Below are 16991 nucleotides of genomic sequence, written 5' to 3' on the forward strand. Positions count from 1 at the left end.
GATTCGTGGTCACTCGGGATTGGGGGCCTCGGCCGCGGCCTCGGCGACCTCCGCGTTCAGCTGGCCGGCCTCGGGGTCGGTCTGCTCGGTCTGCTCGGCCTTGTCACCGGCCTCGAGGAGCTCCTTCTCCCACTCGGCCATGGGCTCGGCGGCGGCACCGGTCTGGGACTGGGCGTCGGAGCGGGCCAGCAGGCCCTCGGCGCAGGCGTCCGCGATGATGCGCGTCAGCAGCGAGACCGAGCGGATGGCGTCGTCGTTGCCGGGGATCGGGTGGTCGACCTCGTCCGGGTCGCAGTTGGTGTCGAGGATGGCGACGACGGGGATGCGCAGCTTGCGGGCCTCGTCGATGGCCAGGTGCTCCTTCTTGGTGTCGACGATCCACACGGCCTGGGGCGTCCTGGCCATGTCGCGGATACCGCCGAGAGACTTGGTCAGCTTCTCCTTCTCACGGGAGAAGCCGAGGAGCTCCTTCTTTGTGAAGCCACCGGGCTGGACGGTCTCGAGGTCCATGGCCTCGAGCTCCTTGAGACGGGAGATGCGCTTGCTGATGGTCTGGAAGTTGGTGAGCATGCCGCCGAGCCAGCGCTGGTTGACGAAGGGCATGCCGACGCGCAGGGCCTGCTCCTCGATCGACTCCTGGGCCTGCTTCTTCGTACCGACGAAGAGGATCTGGCCGCCCCTGGCGACGGTCTCCTTGACGAAGGTGTAGGCGCTGTCGATGTAGGTCAGGGACTGACGCAGGTCGATGATGTAGATGCCGTTGCGCTCGTTGAAGATGAAGCGCTTCATCTTCGGGTTCCAGCGGCGGGTCTGGTGCCCGAAGTGGACACCGCTCTCGAGCAGCTGGCGTGTCGTGACGACGGCCATTGCCGTCTCCTTTCGTGGTTGCCGGACGCGGTTTCCCGCTTCCCCTGATGCGCTCGCCCCGGCACCTCGGGCCTGTCGCCCTCGGACCACGCCGGGAACCACGGCCGCCTTTTCGCGGCCGTCTGCGCGCATGCGAAGTCAGCCCGCCCGTGCGGACTGCGCGGATCAGTCTACGTGGCCGGGTCCGCCGGGCGAAATCGGTGGGCCCAGCAAGGCGCCCTCCGGGACCTGTCGGCGCCGGGGAGCCCGCGCCGGACCCGGAGTCCTCCACCGGACACGGACCCGATGGCGCTCCGGAGCGCTGTGGGACCGCGGCTCGGGACCATTCCCACGGACATGGGCGGGCGGATTCCCTGGGGCTGCGCGGCCCGGCGGGAGTTCTCCACAGGCCGCGGCTGGGACGCACGATCGGGCCCGGTAGGCACACACTCCGGGCATGACGAGCACATCCGCAGCAGGCCCGCCCCGCCCACGCGTCACCGTCCGGCCGGAGACGTCCCGGTGGCCCCGCCGAGCTGCCGCGGGACCGCCGGGGCTCCCCCGCCGGTCCGCGCGCCTGGCCCGGGGCCTGCTCGTGCTGCTGCAGTGCCTCGTCGTGCTCGCCGCCGCCCCGGTCGGTGCGGCCCGGGCCGACGGCACGCGCGTCATCCCGGTCAACGGCCCGGTGCTGCGCGGCTTCGACCCGCCTGCCGAGAAGTGGCTGGCCGGGCACCGCGGCGTCGACCTGGGCGGCATCGACGGCGACGTCGTGCACGCGGCGGCCGATGGCACGGTCACCTTCGTCGGGGTGATCGACGGCGTGCAGATGCTCACCGTCACCCACGCCGGTGGCCTGCGCACCACCTACCAGCCGGTGGCCGCCACCGTCTCCCGGGGCGACCGCGTGAAGGCGGGCCAGCGGATCGGCACGCTGCTGGCCGGGCACTGCGCCCGGCAGGCCTGCCTGCACCTGGGGCTCAAGCGCGGCGACGAGTACCTCGACCCGCTCGCCTGGATCAACGGTGACAAGGGCACCGGTGACGTCAGCCTGCTGCCCTCGGACGCCTCGGTCCACGATGTGCTGCCGTCGTGGTGGGTCGAGCGGCTCCGCCAGGCCGCCGCCGACTCGAGCGCCAAGGCGCCCGGCTGGCCGGCCGACGGGCCCGTCACCTCGCCGTTCTCCCATCGGATCAACCCGATCCTCGGCACGCACGAGTTCCACGACGGTCTCGACATCGGCGCCTCGTGCGGCTCCCCGGTACGGGCGGCCTGGTCGGGCACGGTCACCTACGCGGCACCGATGCAGGGCTTCGGCAACCGCGTCGAGGTCGACCACGGCACGATGGAGGGCCGGCACCGTTCGAGCTCCTACAACCATCTCGCCGACGAGAGCATCGGCCTGGTCCGGGTGGGCGACCACGTCGAGGCCGGCCAGGTGATCGCCTACGTCGGCACGACGGGCCTGTCCACCGGCTGCCACCTGCACTTCTCGGTCTACTTGGACGGCACGGCAGTCGATCCCGCCCCCTTCCTGCCGTGACCGGGCATGCCGGAAGAGCCGCGGCCCGGACCGGACGAAGCCCCGGCAGGACAGGACCCTCCCCCGCCGGCCACTGGGACGGACCGGCCGGGGCGCGCCCGACTCACGCCCGCCCTGAGCGGCGACGGCAGGGCGTATGTCACCGCCGATGGCCGACGGCTGCTCTTCGGCCCCGCCGACGTTCACGGTCTCGACGAGGCGAGGGAGCACGTCGTCGAGGGCAGTACCCGGCGCAGCGGCAGACGCACCGGCGGCCACCTGTATGCCACTGTCGAGGCCGAGAGGCGCGAAGGCCAGATCGCCTTCCCGAGGGACTGGGACGCCGACCGCATCATGGCGGCAGCCCGGCCGGTGATCGACCGGCCCGAGAATCTGCTGCTTCAAGGTGAACACAGGATCGAGCTCAGCTCCACGATTGATGGAGTCAGGCTGGCCGTCCGCATCCGCTTGCCGAAGAACGGCCCTGCTGTTGTCACCGTCTTCCCCACAGGGGGCGTCGGAGTGAAGAGGGTTCACAATGGCAGACTCCGAGACGTAGGCTGACCACATGTCCACATCTGAGGAGCTACTCGCATTCGCAGACCAGGTTTTACCTGAACCGGCCAGCGAGGATGTGCTCATCGTACAGGACATCGCGATGGACGACGATGAGTCCATCGCCTATGGGGCCCTCGATCTTCTTGTGGCCGCTCGCGTCACGATCCCCGAGGACCTGCTGCTGCGGGCCCTCGACGAGTACTCCGACTCGTGGACCTTCGTCGAACTCGCCACCGAGGCCCTCGAACGGCAGCGGCAGACCGCCGCATGACCGTTCACGGTCGCTGGCGGGCCGGCACCGCTCCATGGCCGCCCGGCCGTTCTTGTCGCGCATTCCGGGCCCGGGCTTGCGCTTCTGGGTGACCGCAGCGCGCACGACGGAGGGACACCCCGTGATCGCCGGCGTGTGCCCCCGGCTGTTCTCAGGCCCGCGGGTGCGCCTGGTTGAAGGCGGCCCGCAGCCGCTCGTCGCTGATGTGCGTGTAGATCTGGGTGGTCGCCAGTGAGGCGTGTCCGAGCATCTCCTGCACGCTGCGCAGATCGGCGCCGCCCTCCAGCAGGTGGGTCGCCATCGCGTGGCGCAGCCCGTGCGGTCCGATGTCGGGGGCCTGCGGGACCGCCCGCAGGGCGGTGTGCACGACGCGGCGCACGACCGCCGGGTCGATCCGTCCGCCCCGCACCCCGAGGAACATCGCGCGCCCCGAGGCGGGGATCACCCACTGGCCCCGCTGCGCGAGCCAGGCGTCCACGGCGGCGAGCGCCGGAGTCCCGAGCGGCACGACCCGTTCCTTGTTGCCCTTGCCGAGCACGCGGGCGGTTCCGGTGCCGGCGTCGATGTCGCCGACGTCGAGGCCGCACAGCTCACTGACGCGGATGCCGGAGCCGTACAGCACCTCGAGGATCGCCACGTCGCGGACGCCCTTCGGCCCCTCGGACTCGGCGGCGGCCGCCGCTGCGGCGTCCATGAGCTCGCGGGCGTCGGCCTGGGTGATCGTCTGCGGCAGAGAGCGGCCGACCTTGGGTGACTTGAGGCCGCCGGCGACGTCGGCCGGCACGATCCGGGTGTCCTTGGCCCAGGCGAAGAAGCCCCGGGCGGCGCCGGCGCGCCGGGCGAGGGTGGCCGATGTCGCACCGTCGGCCTGCTGGGCGGCGAGCCAGCGCCGCAACTCGGGCAGGGTGACCTGCGCCAGATCGGTGTGCCCGCGCCCGGCGAGGAAGCCGAGCAGGTCGGTGATGTCGCCGAGGTAGGCGCGTACCGTGTGCACGGAGTAGCCGCGCTGCAGGCTCAGGTAGTCTCCGTAGCGCGCCACGACGGCGCCCCACGGATGCTGGTCGGCTGACGGTGTGCCCACGGGCGTGAGTATAGGTTTGGTCAGTACGGCGTCGCGCGGCGTCGGCGCGCGAGGCCATCGATCAGGAGGACCAGATGAAAAGCCCGGCAGAGTGGGCCACCACCGGACGAATTCTTCGGATCACCCGCTGGGACGAGCCAGTGATGAGTTCCAGGACCCGTCCGGTCACCGATTTCGGTGATGAGCTGCACCAGCTGGTCGCAGACATGTTCCGCACGATGGCCGCCGCCGACGGGGTGGGCCTGGCCGCCCCGCAGGTCGACTCCGATCTGGCGCTCTTCGTCTTCAACTGCCCCGACGCCTCCGGACGCCTCGTCTACGGCATCGTCTGCAATCCCGTCGTCACCCTGCCCGAGGGCAATGACCGTCGCCTGGTGAGCGAGCAGGAGGGCTGCCTGTCGTGGCCGGGCGCCTACCAGCAGCTGGCCCGCCCCGACTTCGCCGTCTGTGAGGGTCAGGACGAGAATGGCGAGCCGGTGCGGGTCGAGGGCACCGGGCTGCTGGCCCGTTGTCTGCAGCACGAGACCGACCACTTGCAGGGCACCGTTTTCGGCGACCGTCTCTCGAAGCGCTCACGTCGCCGCCTCGATGAGGAGAAGGAGCGCCTCGCCCCCCTCTACCCGGACGACTGGCCGATCCACCCCAAGCGCACGGCCAGTGAGGTCGGCAGGGCGGAAGAGCCGGACAAGGGCTGACGGGGAAGAGATCCAGTCACACGGCGGCAGATCGCGGTTCGCTCGCTGCCGCACGACCCGGACAGCCGATTAGGCCAAGCCACCGTTTGCCCGCTGATGCACCTCAAGGGCAGGAGTGCCCTCGCCAGGTTCCTCGAGGTCTCCTTCGTATTCGTACTCGTCAGCAACCCCAGACGCGGGAAGTCCTTCCAGCAAGACACCTGTCAGACATCGAGCCATGGCCCTCGCCCAGCCGTTCCGGCCCGTATGCCAGGCGGGGCGATGCGGCTCGTCGGATCCGGTGTAACGGCAAAAATGTCAGTGGTGTCCGCGAACATGGTGCCCATGAAAGAAGCGAGCCCTCGCGTTGTCAACGTTGACGACAGCGTGCGCCATTCAGCCCACGGACGCTCCCCCTCTGTCGGACGGTCGTGGGAGTTCAGGCGCTCAGTTCCGAGGGCGCTCGACCTGCCAGAGAGGAAGGCATGATGGAACTCACACTCAACACCCTCCAGGAGAAGATGTCCGGCATGGAGTGGGCGGCTGCCCGCATCACGGCCACGTATCAGCCCACCGGAGGGCCTGGAAGTCGGGTGTTCCCCCCGACATTCCCCACCACGGCGACGGATCCTTCGCCGTACCTGATGGAGGAACGGGTGCGTGATGGCGAAGTTCGCAGGGCGGTCGTCCTGGATCAAGTGCCCGCGCAGGCACACAGGTGCCAAGATGCGGAGGCCCTGGCATGGCGCCAGGGCATCGTACGCATGCCGATGCTTCGGCTCGTTCACGACGGCGCCGCACGTTTCGAGCTCATCGGGCTCGATGCGCCACACCGGGCGTTCGACGCCTACTGGCGCGACTCGATGCTCGACGGGGTGAAGTTCGATGACACCGAAATCGGGAAGGCGCTGCTGAGCTCCTCACTGGCAGATGCGACGGCGTTGCTCGAGCACGACCCCGGCACGCTCGCCCATGGCGGCTGGAACAGTCATCGGGAGGGAAGGCAGGCCAAGTTCCCGCGGATCTACAGCAGCGAAGTGATCGGTTGGGATCCCGTGGCAGGCGTCCGCAAGGCTGGCCGCATGGACCCGGCCAACCTCACCGGGTCGCGGAGGGGCGACGGCGACGAGTGGTCGTACTCGCCGACCGCGGACAAGAAGAAGGACACCAGGCTGAGCGAGATCGGGCACGGCAACATCGCTCCAAACCCCACGCACGGCGGCGTCACGATCACCGAGGCGACTCGCACCGCCATCCTCAGTCTGACGGCCACCCGCCGTATCCGGTTCGGTTCCCTCGACCGCGCCGCCGTTGATGCCGCCCACGTCCTGCTCGCCTCCTTCGCGCTGCTGGGTGACCGGCTCGCCTTCGGCCAGGCCGGTCTGTGGCTGCGCAGCGGCTGTGATCTGGTGACGCAGTCCGAGACACTGGAGTGGATCGGCCGTGGCGGAACGGTGGAACAGTTCACCCTGTCCCCGCACGAAGCCGTTCAGCTCTATGACGAGGCACTCCGTGCGGCCCAGGAGGCCGGTGTGCCGTTGCACCTGGAGCCCGTGGAACTCACCCCCTCAAAGGCTTTGGCCGCGGCGCTCGACTTCAGCCTGACCAAGGCCGAGCCGGCAGGAGAATGACATGCCCATCCGTCTGGACATCACGCTGCTGAGCGGGCGTTATGACGCCGGTGGCGGGGATGACCCCCGTGCGGTGGAGTGGCCACCGCACCCGGCCAGGGTCTTCTCGGCCCTACGGGCAGTGGCATCCGATGATGAGCTGGCTCCGCTGGCCGAACTGGAGCGGCTCTCGCCTCCACTGATCCATGCCTCTGCGGCCGGGGCATACCGCACCAGGGGATACGTCGTGACGAACGCCCGAGAGCAGAAGGGCAAGCATCAGATCCATCCAGGTCGGACCGCTGGTTTCCGCCAACGCTCCGGCAGCCTCCCCCACGATGCCCGCGTCCAGTTCGACTGGCCTGACGGTGACACGCTGTCCGATGGCTCCCTGGCCTCCCTTGACAGGCTCGCCCGTCGGGTGCCCTACATTGGACGATCGACGTCCCCGGCCATCCTCATCTTCAGCCGGGTGAGCGATCCGGAGCCGCTGCCCGGGCTGACCACCTACGAACCGGCGGAGGGGCCTGGAACGGTGAGCATCAGAGTCCCCTACCCTGGCTATCTCGACGAACTCGACGCGCTTCACGAGGCGAACCAGCCCGCCTGGCAGGCCGCCGGGGGGCGATCCCGACGCTCCTACCGGGAGGCGGGCGTTGAGGAGAAGACTCCGGGCCAGCAACCCATCGAGTCTTCTTATCCCGACCTCGTCATCCTCAGATTCGTTGACCGGCGCCCACCGGGGAGCCTCGTGGGACAATTCACGGAGGCGCTCCGCCGAAAGGTGATGGGCCAGACCGAGGAACCACTGCCGCCTGCCCTGCACGGCCACGGTCTTCCCGGAGTGCCGCACGTCGCCTATCTCGGGCTTCCGCTCGCAGGCTTCGAGCATGCAGACGGGCAGTTGATGGCTCTCGCCGTGGCCATCCCCGGCCTGGAACGTGCCGAGCGGCGGCGCATCCTGCGGGGCATCCTCGGCAACGATCCTGATCGCAGTGTGTCGCTCCATGTGCCTGGTATCCACGGGAGCTTCCCACTGCGGTACTCCCCCAACGACCCGCTGCCCCATAGCGCCACCATCGCGCGGTGGATCAAGCCCTCACGCACCTGGGTTTCGGTGACGCCCTTGGTGTTGGACCGTTATCCGAAAGATCATGACCTGGTCTCGGCCGCTGCCGTGTCACTGGCGCAGGCAGGCCTTCCAACACCCCGCGCGGTAGAGCTGAGCAAGCAGCCGATGACCCCGGGGGCCGTCCGGTTGAGACCAGATGAGCTGCCGAAGCGCTGCCGCGGGCGTCTCTACACCCATGCCCGCGTCGTTTTCGACCAGCCGGTGAGAGGGCCGGTTCTTGCCGGTGCGGGACGCTACTTCGGGGTCGGGCTCTTCGCCCCGGAGAGGGAGAGAGAGCGGTGATGAACGTCGCAGACTTTGATTCGTTCATGCGGCAGGTGCACGGCCACCCGCCCTTTCCTTGGCAGTCTCAGGTAGTGGCGGAGGCCCTCAAGAAGGGGACATGGCCCGCACTCGTCGACGTACCAACGGGTCTGGGCAAGACCTCGATGCTGGACATCGCCGTCTTCCTCCTTGCCATGAGTGCGGGCGGTGACGCGACGGCCGGCCTGGGACGCCGCCGGATCTTCATGGTGGTGGATCGCAGAATCGTCGTCGACCAGGCGGAGCAGCACGGTCGACTCATCGCCAAGGCCTTGGATGAAGCGGAGACCAGGACGATCTGCTGGGAGATCGCCGAGCGGCTGCGGAGCCTTTCGGACGCTCGTGAAAGCGATCCTGCGCTGCGTGTGGTGAAGATGCGCGGGGGCGCAACGTGGGATGCGGCATGGCTGCCACGCCCCGATCTTCCAGCCATCGTCACCGGCACCGTCGACCAGGTGGGGAGCCGATTGTTCTTCCGCGGCTACGGGGTCAGTGCTCGGCGGCGCCCCATCGACGCTGCCCTGGTTGGCACCGATTCAGTCATCATGATCGACGAAGCACACCTCGCCCAGGCCTTCACGGCAGCATTGGCGTCGGCCTCGGAGCTGGATTCCAGTGAGGTCCTCGGTCTTCCCGGCACGTCGATCGTCCACCTGAGTGCCACGGCAGTCGAGCAGTCCGACGGGTGGAGTGCCGAGTTCGACGAGGAGGCTCATCTTCACAACCCGACGGCTGATCGGCGGCTGCGGGCCCCCAAGACGCTGAGTTTTGTCGACAGCAGCGAGAAGATGATCGCCAAGGAGATGGCCGAGCGTGCTGCTGAGCTGTCAGACAGGCCCGGGGCCCGGGTGTTGGTCGTGTGCAACACGGTCAACCGGGCGCGTGAGGTGTATGACGCCTTGGCCTCGAAGAAGAAGCGGTCCTGCGACGCCGAAACAATGCTGCTCATGGGCCGGTCACGTCCGCTGGACCGCGAGCGGGTCGCCGAACGGGTCACCGAACTGTTCGGGGCCGGACGCGAGCAGACGCCTGCGCCGGCCATCCTCGTCGCTACCCAGACCATCGAGGTGGGCATCGACCTCGACGCCACCGACATGATCACCGAGACCGCCGCGTGGGACGCCTTGGTGCAACGGTTCGGACGGGTGAACCGGCGCGGAGACTTCTCTGACGCCACGGTGACGGTCATCGAGGACAAGGCGGAGAAGCCTCCGGTCTACGGGCAGGCCAAGAGCAGAACTGCCGTATTCCTGCGTGATGCCGCCTGTGATGGGCTCGACGTGTCACCGCTGGCGCTGCGGCACCTGGACGTGCCCAGCGGCTTGACCGCTGAGCCCCCACTTCTGCCGGCGCTCCTTCCGGCGCAACTCGATGCGTGGGCTCGCACCAACCCCACCCCCTCGAACGATCCGCCGCTCGATCCTTATCTGCACGGCATCAACAAGGCCACCGCTCAGATCACCGTCGCGTGGCGAGACGGCCTGGTCGATGCCATGGGCGAGCTGCTGCCGGCCGCTGAGGCGGGTGCCGCTGTCGATGCGCTGCCGGTTCGTGGCGAGGAGTGCCTCGAGGTCTCCCTCCAGGCAATGAGGCGGTGGCTCCTCGACGGAAAACCGAAGGTTGTCGCGGATGTCGACGAGTTCGCGGATGTCGATGAGTTCGATGACATCCCCTTCAGCGAGGACGAGTCCGGCGCCCTTGCGCTCCGTCCCACAGCCGATGCCGGCTGGCAGTGGGTCGATGCTGCGTCCCTGCGTCCTGGGGACGTCATCGTCGTGCCCAGCCGTTACGGTGGTCTCGACCAGTTCGGCTGGAACCCAATGAATCACGAGACCGTCAGGGATGTTGCCGAGTTGGCGTCGTTGCGTCGTGGGCATGCCGTGCTCCGGCTCGATCCCGGGCTCGGTGACCGGTTGGGGCTGGAATCCCCGCCGGAGCTGACGGAATCAAGAGCTGCTTGGTCGAACGCCGACGACTTGACAGAACGCGACGAAGCGGCGCGGCGCCTGATCGAGACCATTCGTGAGTGGCTCAGTGACGAAGCCGTCCTCGCTGACGGCAGCCCGTGGGTCCCCGAGGACATCGCCGACTTGCGGAAGGCCTTCTCCCAAGGGGCTGTGGTCTCCGACGGTGACGACGCTTCGGCTGTCCCGGTCCTGCTTCTCCACACGTCATCGTCCAGAACGGCATGGCAGGGCGTGGACGAAGGGACTCCTGCTGACAGCTCCAGCCTGAGCAGGCGAGTGAGCCTATCCGACCACTTGAAGGCGGTCGGTGCTCGCAGCAAGCAGATCACCGAGAATCTCGGTCTGCCGCAGGAACTGAGCCGCGTCATTGTTGATGCCGCACGCTGGCATGACCTGGGAAAGCTCGACCGGCGGTTCCAAGCCATGCTCTTCGGTGGCAGCGAGATCGCCGCCGAGCTGGCCGAGGAACCGCTGGCGAAGTCGGGGATGTCCCAGGACGACAGGGCTCAACGCCTTCGTGCTCTGCGGCTCAGCGGTCTTCCCAGGGGTGCCAGGCACGAGGCGTGGTCCGAGACCATCGTCGCAGCGCACCTGAAGAGCTTGGAAGAACCCTATCCGGGCGATGAGGACCTACTGCGCCATCTGGTTGCCAGCCACCACGGCCATGCTCGGCCCCTGCTACCACCCGTCAACGACCCGGGAACGCACACCGCGGACGCCGATGTGGAAGACGTCCACGTCCACGTCTTACTTCCCACAGGCGTCCGGTTGGCAGACGCCGACAGGTTCGCTGAACTCAACGCCAGATACGGCAGGTGGGGTCTTGCCCTGCTGGAGACCGTTGTGCGGTGCGCAGACATGACTGTTTCATCGGAGGGATCATGAATGACGTCAAATTCCCAGCTCTGGTGGGCGACTCGCCGCTCGCCATTCTTGCCGCCATCGGCACTCTAAAACTGGCCCGCGACTTCGTTGATGATCATGCCCTGCTGTCCTGGGACGCCGCAGATTATGTTCCAGTATTGCACTCCTCAATGACATCAATCGACGACGTGGTGGCACGGCTTGCTGAGATCATCGAGGCGATGCCCGAGGATGTGGTTGTGCCTGGTGGCCCTCCAGGATTTCCCCCTCCGGGAGCGGCACCAGATCGTCTGCGTCTGAAACTGGGGGAATTGCGGAAATTCACTGGCGCGCTCTGCACGGATCAGCCTTCAGCTTCGACGGTGCGTGCGTGGATTTCAGGTCTAGTGACGGATCTCGTTGCTGATTCCTCGGGGCGCGGGGCAATAAGTCAATACGCTGCGCCTTCCGGGAAGCAGTCCATGGCCACGATGCTGCAAAAACCGTTTGAGTTGGTACGTGATACGTCTGAGTATCTCCGCGAGGCCTTTGTTGGCTGGCGGCGCGTGCCAGGAGTCACGGGTGAGTACTTGGACCACAGAGCGAATTGGGACAGCAGTGAGGATGGCCGGGGGAAGGCTGAGATGCGCGGCGTTCCCGGGGCGACATGGCTTGCGCTGATGTCGTATTCGCTGTGGACCACCACTGCCAGTGGGGCTCAACCGCGAACCAGCGGCTGGCACACAGTGAGCAGGGGACGGCGTCGCGAGGAGGAACTCAGACTTCCCCTGTGGGGTGAGCGGCTGGGCCCCGCCGCGGTCAAGGTCCTCGTCGAACATCCAGCACTCGTGGGGGACTGGAAGAGCATCGACCATGATGCGCTCAGGACACTCGGGGTGATCCACGTGTGTAGGGCCCGTCGCCGCAAGGCGGAGGGTGGTAAATCCGCTGGTGTCCTGGTACCGCTATCATGAGTGTTGTCAGACCAGATTTCCCGGGATTGCCTGAGACGCTCCCGGCCCGCATGCTGAACGAGTTCGTGTACTGTCCAAGGCTGTTCCATTTGGAGTGGGTTCAGCAGCAGTTTGCCACCAGTGATGACGTCGAGGAAGGCAACTACCTGCATCGTGTTGTCGACCAGGAGACAGGGGATCTTCCTGACAAGTCTGAGGCGTGGGCCGGGAGGGCTGCAAGATCAGTTTCATTGTCATCGCGGCGACTCGGCCTGACCACGCGAATTGACATGGTGGAGGATGGCGGTGACGGTACCGTCGTGCCAGTTGACTACAAGAAAGGTCATCCCGACAAAGACGGTGAGGCTTGGCCCAGCGATCGTGTACAGTCACTGGTTCAAGCGGCGCTGCTCCAAGAGGCCGGTTATGTTGTCGAGCGGGCTGAAATATGGTACGCCGAAACCCGACAACGCGTGCACATCACGGTGAATGATGCCGCACTGAAAGAGATCACAGAAACTGTAGCGAAGGCGTGGAAGATCGCTGCTCAGCCCATGGCACCGCCGCCTCTGCACGACAGCCCGAGATGTCCGCGGTGCTCGCTGGTGGGAATCTGTCTTCCCGATGAGATGGAGTCACTTCACTCGCCCCCTACTCAACGCCGCCCGTTGAAACGCCTGATGGCGCCGATACTCGAAGGCCGCCCCGTATACGTGACCGTGCAAGGAGCTGTCGTCGGCATCCGTCATGAGCGGCTGGAGATTCGCCTCAAAGGTGAGTTGCAGACCAGTTATCGACTGATCGATATCAGCCAGGTCTGCATTTTCGGAAATGTGACAGTATCAGCTCAAGCCGTGAGATCGCTGATACCACGGGACATTCCAGTGCTTTGGTTCAGCTACGGAGGTTGGTTCATTGGGATCACCGAGGGACTGCCGGGGAAGAATGTTGATCTCAGAATCGCGCAATTCAGAATCCCGGAGTCAAGAAAACTAGAAATCGCCCGCCGAATGATCTCTGGAAAGATTCGCAATAGCCGCACGATGCTTCGTCGCAATTCTCGCACTTCAACCAAGAATGTCGGGGATCAGTTGAAGTCGCTCGCCCTTCAGGCCACAGAAGCCGAGTCCCCGCAGCAGCTGCTGGGGATTGAAGGCGTGGCAGCGCGCCTCTACTTTGAGAATTTCATTTCACTGATCAGCAAGGACGCGCGGATTGATGTTTCCGGTTTCAGTGAAGGTGGACGTACTAGACGCCCGCCCGAGGATCCAGTGAACACGCTTCTGTCGTTCTGTTATTCTCTTCTTATCAAGGATTTGACGGTAACGCTTGAGGCGGTTGGCTTCGATCCCTATTATGGCATGTTCCACAGACCCCGGTTCGGGCGTCCTGCCTTGGCCTTGGACTTGGCGGAGGAGTTCAGGTCTTTGGTCGCTGAGAGCGTTGTGCTGCAAGTGCTGAACAATGGTGAGGTAGGCTCCCGGGATTTCAAGTTCCGCGCCGGGGGATGCATGCTTGAAGCCGATGGTCGCAAGGCTGTCCTGCGAGCTTATGAGCGGCGACTCGACCAAGAGATAACGCATCCCCAGTTCGGATACAAAGCATCATATCGTCGCATCATGGACATCCAGTCCAGAATACTGGGTGCAGTCATGATCGGAGAACTCGACCAGTACACGGCGATGATGACCAGATGAAAACGAGAAGGAGAAGATATCTGATAGCCTATGACATTCGTAACCAGACGCGACTTCGTCGAATCTGCAAGCTGATGGAGGCCAACGGGGAACGTCTTCAGTATTCCGTTTTCGTCTGCGACTTAACTAGGACAGAACTCATCCATTTACAAGCGGACAGTGAGGATATCATGGACTTGGCTGTAGACTCAGTGGTGATCGTTGATTTGGGCGACCCCAGTGGAGACCGGTTCACGTTCGTGGGTCACCGCAGGCTGCTTCCCACACGAGGGCCCCAGATTGTCTAGCGAGCGCTCTGATACCGACCAGCCCCTTCGACAGTGCTCGCACCCTAGCCAGGACCGGTTTCTGGCCAGTTCATGCAGTGCTTCCCGCTGTCCAACGAGGCGCCGAGTGGCAGCGCTCGCAAAAGTATGCAACACTGGTAGTCAGCAGCCTCGTAACTGGCGAGCCGTATTCCCGGTCCTAAGGACCGGGCTCCATTGAGGCTCGGCCTCGAGTACAACGCCTCCGAGGAGGCTTGGGCGTATTCCCGGTCCTAAGGACCGGGCTCCATTGAGGCAGAGTGACAGAACTCTCCCCCTCACCAGGGTGCCAAGTATTCCCGGTCCTAAGGACCGGGCTCCATTGAGGCTCTGCCGAGTTCGCCGGCGCGACGAGCCTTCCGGTGTCCGTATTCCCGGTCCTAAGGACCGGGCTCCATTGAGGCCTGTCCAAGCAGCTCGGGGTGACCACCGCCGACGTGTATTCCCGGTCCTAAGGACCGGGCTCCATTGAGGCCTCATGCCTGGCCGCACGGCCGGCGCCCCACCATCCGGTATTCCCAGTCCTAAGGACCGGGCTCCATTGAGGCTTCATCGAAGAATCCCCGGCAGGCGAACGGAGCTGTGTATTCCCGGTCCTAAGGACCGGGCTCCATTGAGGCTCAACCACTCTCGGGCGGTCTCCCTCCGGTGAGGGTGGTATTCCCGGTCCTAAGGACCGGGCTCCATTGAGGCCTGACCTCGTGAAGGAGATTGAAGCACACGATGCGACGTATTCCCGGTCCTAAGGACCGGGCTCCATTGAGGCGCCCGCTACTACCCGCAGCACCCGCTGGAGGGGCTGGTATTCCCGGTCCTAAGGACCGGGCTCCATTGAGGCACCATAGAGGTTTCGCAGTGTGCCCTGACCTGTGGCGGTATTCCCGGTCCTAAGGACCGGGCTCCATTGAGGCTCCAGGTCCGCGATCAAGTCTTCGATCTCGTCTGCGGGTATTCCCGGTCCTAAGGACCGGGCTCCATTGAGGCATGCCGGTGGGCGGCAGGCCGCGTTCACCGAACAGGTATTCCCGGTCCTAAGGACCGGGCTCCATTGAGGCATTTGGACGCCCACGGTGATGCGGCCCGGGCAGTAGTATTCCCGGTCCTAAGGACCGGGCTCCATTGAGGCACGAGCTAGGCCGTGAGGCGTCGATCGTGATCGGGAGTATTCCCGGTCCTAAGGACCGGGCTCCATTGAGGCACCGTCCCCCTACCCCGCAGCATCAGCCCGCTCCGGTATTCCCGGTCCTAAGGACCGGGCTCCATTGAGGCTCATCAACACCGTCTACAACAACGGCATCCGGCGCGTATTCCCGGTCCTAAGGACCGGGCTCCATTGAGGCATGGTGGTTCCGCTGCCGGTGGCGCCGCCGCTGGCGTATTCCCGGTCCTAAGGACCGGGCTCCATTGAGGCTCGACCGCGTAGGAGGCGGACTGTTCGGCGGCCCAGTATTCCCGGTCCTAAGGACCGGGCTCCATTGAGGCATGTGGCGGACGAAGTAATAGATGGCCGTCAACCACGTATTCCCGGTCCTAAGGACCGGGCTCCATTGAGGCAGCTCGCTCAACGCGAGGCATTGCCGCTTGTTGAGCGTATTCCCGGTCCTAAGGACCGGGCTCCATTGAGGCGGGTTACCCAACCGTCTTCTGTGAGGCGCAGGAGAGGTATTCCCGGTCCTAAGGACCGGGCTCCATTGAGGCGTTCATTCCTTCGAGCCAGTCGGTGACCAGCCCGGGTATTCCCGGTCCTAAGGACCGGGCTCCATTGAGGCGAGTCACTTGACAGCCTGCTTCTGAGCGGCTAGACGTATTCCCGGTCCTAAGGACCGGGCTCCATTGAGGCTTGTAGATCAGGTAGCCGGAGAGCTTACCGGCCCGCTGTATTCCCGGTCCTAAGGACCGGGCTCCATTGAGGCCCTTCGCTTGTTGTGTCCGCAGGACAATTCGGTGAGTATTCCCGGTCCTAAGGACCGGGCTCCATTGAGGCGTCACGATCATGGGCTGGGCCAAGTGGGTCGCCCTGGCGTATTCCCGGTCCTAAGGACCGGGCTCCATTGAGGCTGGTCATGGTTGTGCTCCATTACTTGATTACTTGAGTATTCCCGGTCCTAAGGACCGGGCTCCATTGAGGCAATACCATCCCAGTCGTTCTCATCGGGGATGGTGAGGTATTCCCGGTCCTAAGGACCGGGCTCCATTGAGGCCTCGATATCGGCAAGGACTCTGTCACATTGCAGGGCGTATTCCCGGTCCTAAGGACCGGGCTCCATTGAGGCTTGGTGCGGCGGTCCCCGTCGATGACCTCGATCTCGGTATTCCCGGTCCTAAGGACCGGGCTCCATTGAGGCCACAGCTCGTACGCCTGCGACAGCGGGTCGCCGGGCGTATTCCCGGTCCTAAGGACCGGGCTCCATTGAGGCGCTTCCTCCTCGTTGTAGCCCATCTGGGTCGCCGTCTGGGTATTCCCGGTCCTAAGGACCGGGCTCCATTGAGGCACGCCATGACGGAAGACAGGATCACTGTCACCTGCGGCGTATTCCCGGTCCTAAGGACCGGGCTCCATTGAGGCCAGCCGTACGCGTTGCCCTCCTCCGTGTTGATCGTTGTATTCCCGGTCCTAAGGACCGGGCTCCATTGAGGAGGTAGTATGCATGGTGCACGATGACCCGACGATCGAGCCCTATTGAGATTGGGGACGCAAGGTTGCGGGTGCTGAGAACTCGTGCTAGCATCCTCTTTCATAAAGGTGAGGCTCCGTTAAGATCCGATTTCCCAGCAGCTGGGACCCGCCCTGCAGCTAGATTCCTGGTCATCAAGATCAGGCTCCATTGAGGTATAGGCAAAGCCCATGATTATGGGTGGAGTATGCTCATTTTCCCGGTCGTAAGGACCGGGCTCCATTGAGGCATTCAGGGGCAGGTGCGGAACTGGTGGCTGCTCGGGGGTGGTGCCATGGGGTCGTAACAACAGTGCTTGCCGGGGGTGTTGGTGCGGGGCGCCGGGTGTTGACCGTTGTTGATCGGGCCGCGATCGCAAAGGGGCTCGATGAGGGCTGTTCGTTCCGGGAGATCGCTCGGCGGATCGGTCGGGATGTGTCGGTGGTGTCACGGGAAGTGAAACGCAGCAGTGACCAGGGCCGGTACCGGTGCGTGGCCGCGGATACGATGGCCAGGCAGCGGCGCAGACGGTAGAACTTGGTGCGCTGACCCTTGGGCAGCCACATGCGGCGGGTCTC

13 protein-coding genes and 1 CRISPR repeat array are annotated in these 16991 nt (G+C 65.3%); of the genes, 11 read left to right on the forward strand and 2 right to left on the reverse strand.

The window, feature by feature from the left end:
* Nucleotides 1-9: 9 nt before the first annotated feature.
* Nucleotides 10-867, reverse strand: a complete 858-nt coding sequence (rpsB, locus tag D9T14_RS00775; protein ID WP_119162346.1) for a 30S ribosomal protein S2 — start codon at nt 865-867, stop codon at nt 10-12.
* A gap of 436 nt (nt 868-1303) precedes the next feature.
* Here rpsB and D9T14_RS13565 point away from each other — a divergent pair, with 436 nt between their 5' ends.
* The 3 genes from D9T14_RS13565 to D9T14_RS00790 are packed head-to-tail and all read left to right on the forward strand — an operon-like array spanning nt 1304 to nt 3194.
* Nucleotides 1304-2386 (forward strand): M23 family metallopeptidase, encoded by a 1083-nt coding sequence (locus D9T14_RS13565; protein WP_170175731.1) that lies wholly within the window; start codon nt 1304-1306, stop codon nt 2384-2386.
* A gap of 6 nt (nt 2387-2392) precedes the next feature.
* Nucleotides 2393-2929 carry an EndoU domain-containing protein gene (locus D9T14_RS00785; RefSeq protein ID WP_119162347.1) on the forward strand — a complete coding sequence of 179 codons (537 nt, stop codon included), beginning with the start codon at nt 2393-2395 and terminating at the stop codon, nt 2927-2929.
* 4 nt (nt 2930-2933) lie between these two features.
* Nucleotides 2934-3194, forward strand: a complete 261-nt coding sequence (locus D9T14_RS00790; protein WP_126464243.1) for a hypothetical protein — start codon at nt 2934-2936, stop codon at nt 3192-3194.
* A gap of 151 nt (nt 3195-3345) precedes the next feature.
* Here D9T14_RS00790 and D9T14_RS00795 read toward each other — a convergent pair whose 3' ends face one another.
* The gene (locus D9T14_RS00795) at nt 3346-4299 is read right to left on the reverse strand and encodes a tyrosine recombinase XerC (RefSeq protein ID WP_119162349.1); all 954 of its coding nucleotides are present in this window, start codon (nt 4297-4299) and stop codon (nt 3346-3348) included.
* A gap of 50 nt (nt 4300-4349) precedes the next feature.
* Between D9T14_RS00795 and def the strand changes: the two genes are divergently transcribed.
* The 8 genes from def (at nt 4350) to D9T14_RS14390 (ending at nt 16947) form a co-directional block, all read left to right on the forward strand.
* Nucleotides 4350-4970, forward strand: coding sequence for a peptide deformylase (gene def / locus D9T14_RS00800; protein WP_119162350.1), 621 nt, complete (start codon nt 4350-4352; stop codon nt 4968-4970).
* A 500-nt stretch (nt 4971-5470) separates the two neighbouring features.
* Entirely contained in the window at nt 5471-6580 is a 1110-nt protein-coding gene (gene cas7g, locus D9T14_RS00805) for a type I-G CRISPR-associated RAMP protein Csb1/Cas7g (protein ID WP_220668336.1), read from the forward strand.
* A gap of 1 nt (nt 6581) precedes the next feature.
* The gene (csb2, locus tag D9T14_RS00810) at nt 6582-7973 is read left to right on the forward strand and encodes a type I-G CRISPR-associated protein Csb2 (protein ID WP_119162352.1); all 1392 of its coding nucleotides are present in this window, start codon (nt 6582-6584) and stop codon (nt 7971-7973) included.
* Nucleotides 7973-10846, forward strand: coding sequence for a type I-G CRISPR-associated helicase/endonuclease Cas3g (cas3g, locus tag D9T14_RS00815; RefSeq protein ID WP_119162353.1), 2874 nt, complete (start codon nt 7973-7975; stop codon nt 10844-10846). Before csb2 ends, cas3g begins: the two co-directional genes overlap by 1 nt.
* Nucleotides 10843-11778 carry a type I-G CRISPR-associated protein, Cas3-extension family gene (locus D9T14_RS13270; RefSeq protein ID WP_126464244.1) on the forward strand — a complete coding sequence of 312 codons (936 nt, stop codon included), beginning with the start codon at nt 10843-10845 and terminating at the stop codon, nt 11776-11778. The genes cas3g and D9T14_RS13270 overlap by 4 nt, the downstream gene beginning before the upstream one ends.
* 50 nt (nt 11779-11828) lie before the next feature.
* The gene (gene cas4g/cas1g / locus D9T14_RS00820; RefSeq protein WP_119162360.1) at nt 11829-13454 is read left to right on the forward strand and encodes a CRISPR-associated endonuclease Cas4g/Cas1g; all 1626 of its coding nucleotides are present in this window, start codon (nt 11829-11831) and stop codon (nt 13452-13454) included.
* The gene (gene cas2 / locus D9T14_RS00825; protein ID WP_119162354.1) at nt 13451-13741 is read left to right on the forward strand and encodes a CRISPR-associated endonuclease Cas2; all 291 of its coding nucleotides are present in this window, start codon (nt 13451-13453) and stop codon (nt 13739-13741) included. Before cas4g/cas1g ends, cas2 begins: the two co-directional genes overlap by 4 nt.
* A 166-nt stretch (nt 13742-13907) precedes the next feature.
* Nucleotides 13908-16397: direct repeats of the CRISPR family, unit length 36 nt; unit sequence GTATTCCCGGTCCTAAGGACCGGGCTCCATTGAGGC.
* Nucleotides 16398-16758: 361 nt separating this feature from the next.
* Complete coding sequence (locus tag D9T14_RS14390; protein ID WP_183086017.1) at nt 16759-16947, forward strand: helix-turn-helix domain-containing protein; 189 nt, start codon at nt 16759-16761, stop codon at nt 16945-16947.
* Nucleotides 16948-16991: the final 44 nt, after the last annotated feature.

Origin of the sequence: Propionibacterium australiense (genome assembly GCF_003666605.1) — a bacterium.
GTDB classification, from domain to species: domain Bacteria; phylum Actinomycetota; class Actinomycetes; order Propionibacteriales; family Propionibacteriaceae; genus Propionibacterium; species Propionibacterium australiense.

What these genes read in the sequence shown, in the direction of transcription:
- rpsB (WP_119162346.1), bottom strand. Translation starts at nt 867, where the DNA reads ATGGCCGTCGTCACGACACGCCAGCTGCTCGAGAGCGGTGTCCACTTC.
- D9T14_RS13565 (WP_170175731.1), top strand. Translation starts at nt 1,304, where the DNA reads ATGACGAGCACATCCGCAGCAGGCCCGCCCCGCCCACGCGTCACCGTC.
- D9T14_RS00785 (WP_119162347.1), top strand. Translation starts at nt 2,393, where the DNA reads ATGCCGGAAGAGCCGCGGCCCGGACCGGACGAAGCCCCGGCAGGACAG.
- D9T14_RS00790 (WP_126464243.1), top strand. Translation starts at nt 2,934, where the DNA reads ATGTCCACATCTGAGGAGCTACTCGCATTCGCAGACCAGGTTTTACCT.
- def (WP_119162350.1), top strand. Translation starts at nt 4,350, where the DNA reads ATGAAAAGCCCGGCAGAGTGGGCCACCACCGGACGAATTCTTCGGATC.
- cas7g (WP_220668336.1), top strand. Translation starts at nt 5,471, where the DNA reads ATGTCCGGCATGGAGTGGGCGGCTGCCCGCATCACGGCCACGTATCAG.
- csb2 (WP_119162352.1), top strand. Translation starts at nt 6,582, where the DNA reads ATGCCCATCCGTCTGGACATCACGCTGCTGAGCGGGCGTTATGACGCC.
- cas3g (WP_119162353.1), top strand. Translation starts at nt 7,973, where the DNA reads ATGAACGTCGCAGACTTTGATTCGTTCATGCGGCAGGTGCACGGCCAC.
- D9T14_RS13270 (WP_126464244.1), top strand. Translation starts at nt 10,843, where the DNA reads ATGAATGACGTCAAATTCCCAGCTCTGGTGGGCGACTCGCCGCTCGCC.
- cas4g/cas1g (WP_119162360.1), top strand. Translation starts at nt 11,829, where the DNA reads ATGCTGAACGAGTTCGTGTACTGTCCAAGGCTGTTCCATTTGGAGTGG.
- cas2 (WP_119162354.1), top strand. Translation starts at nt 13,451, where the DNA reads ATGAAAACGAGAAGGAGAAGATATCTGATAGCCTATGACATTCGTAAC.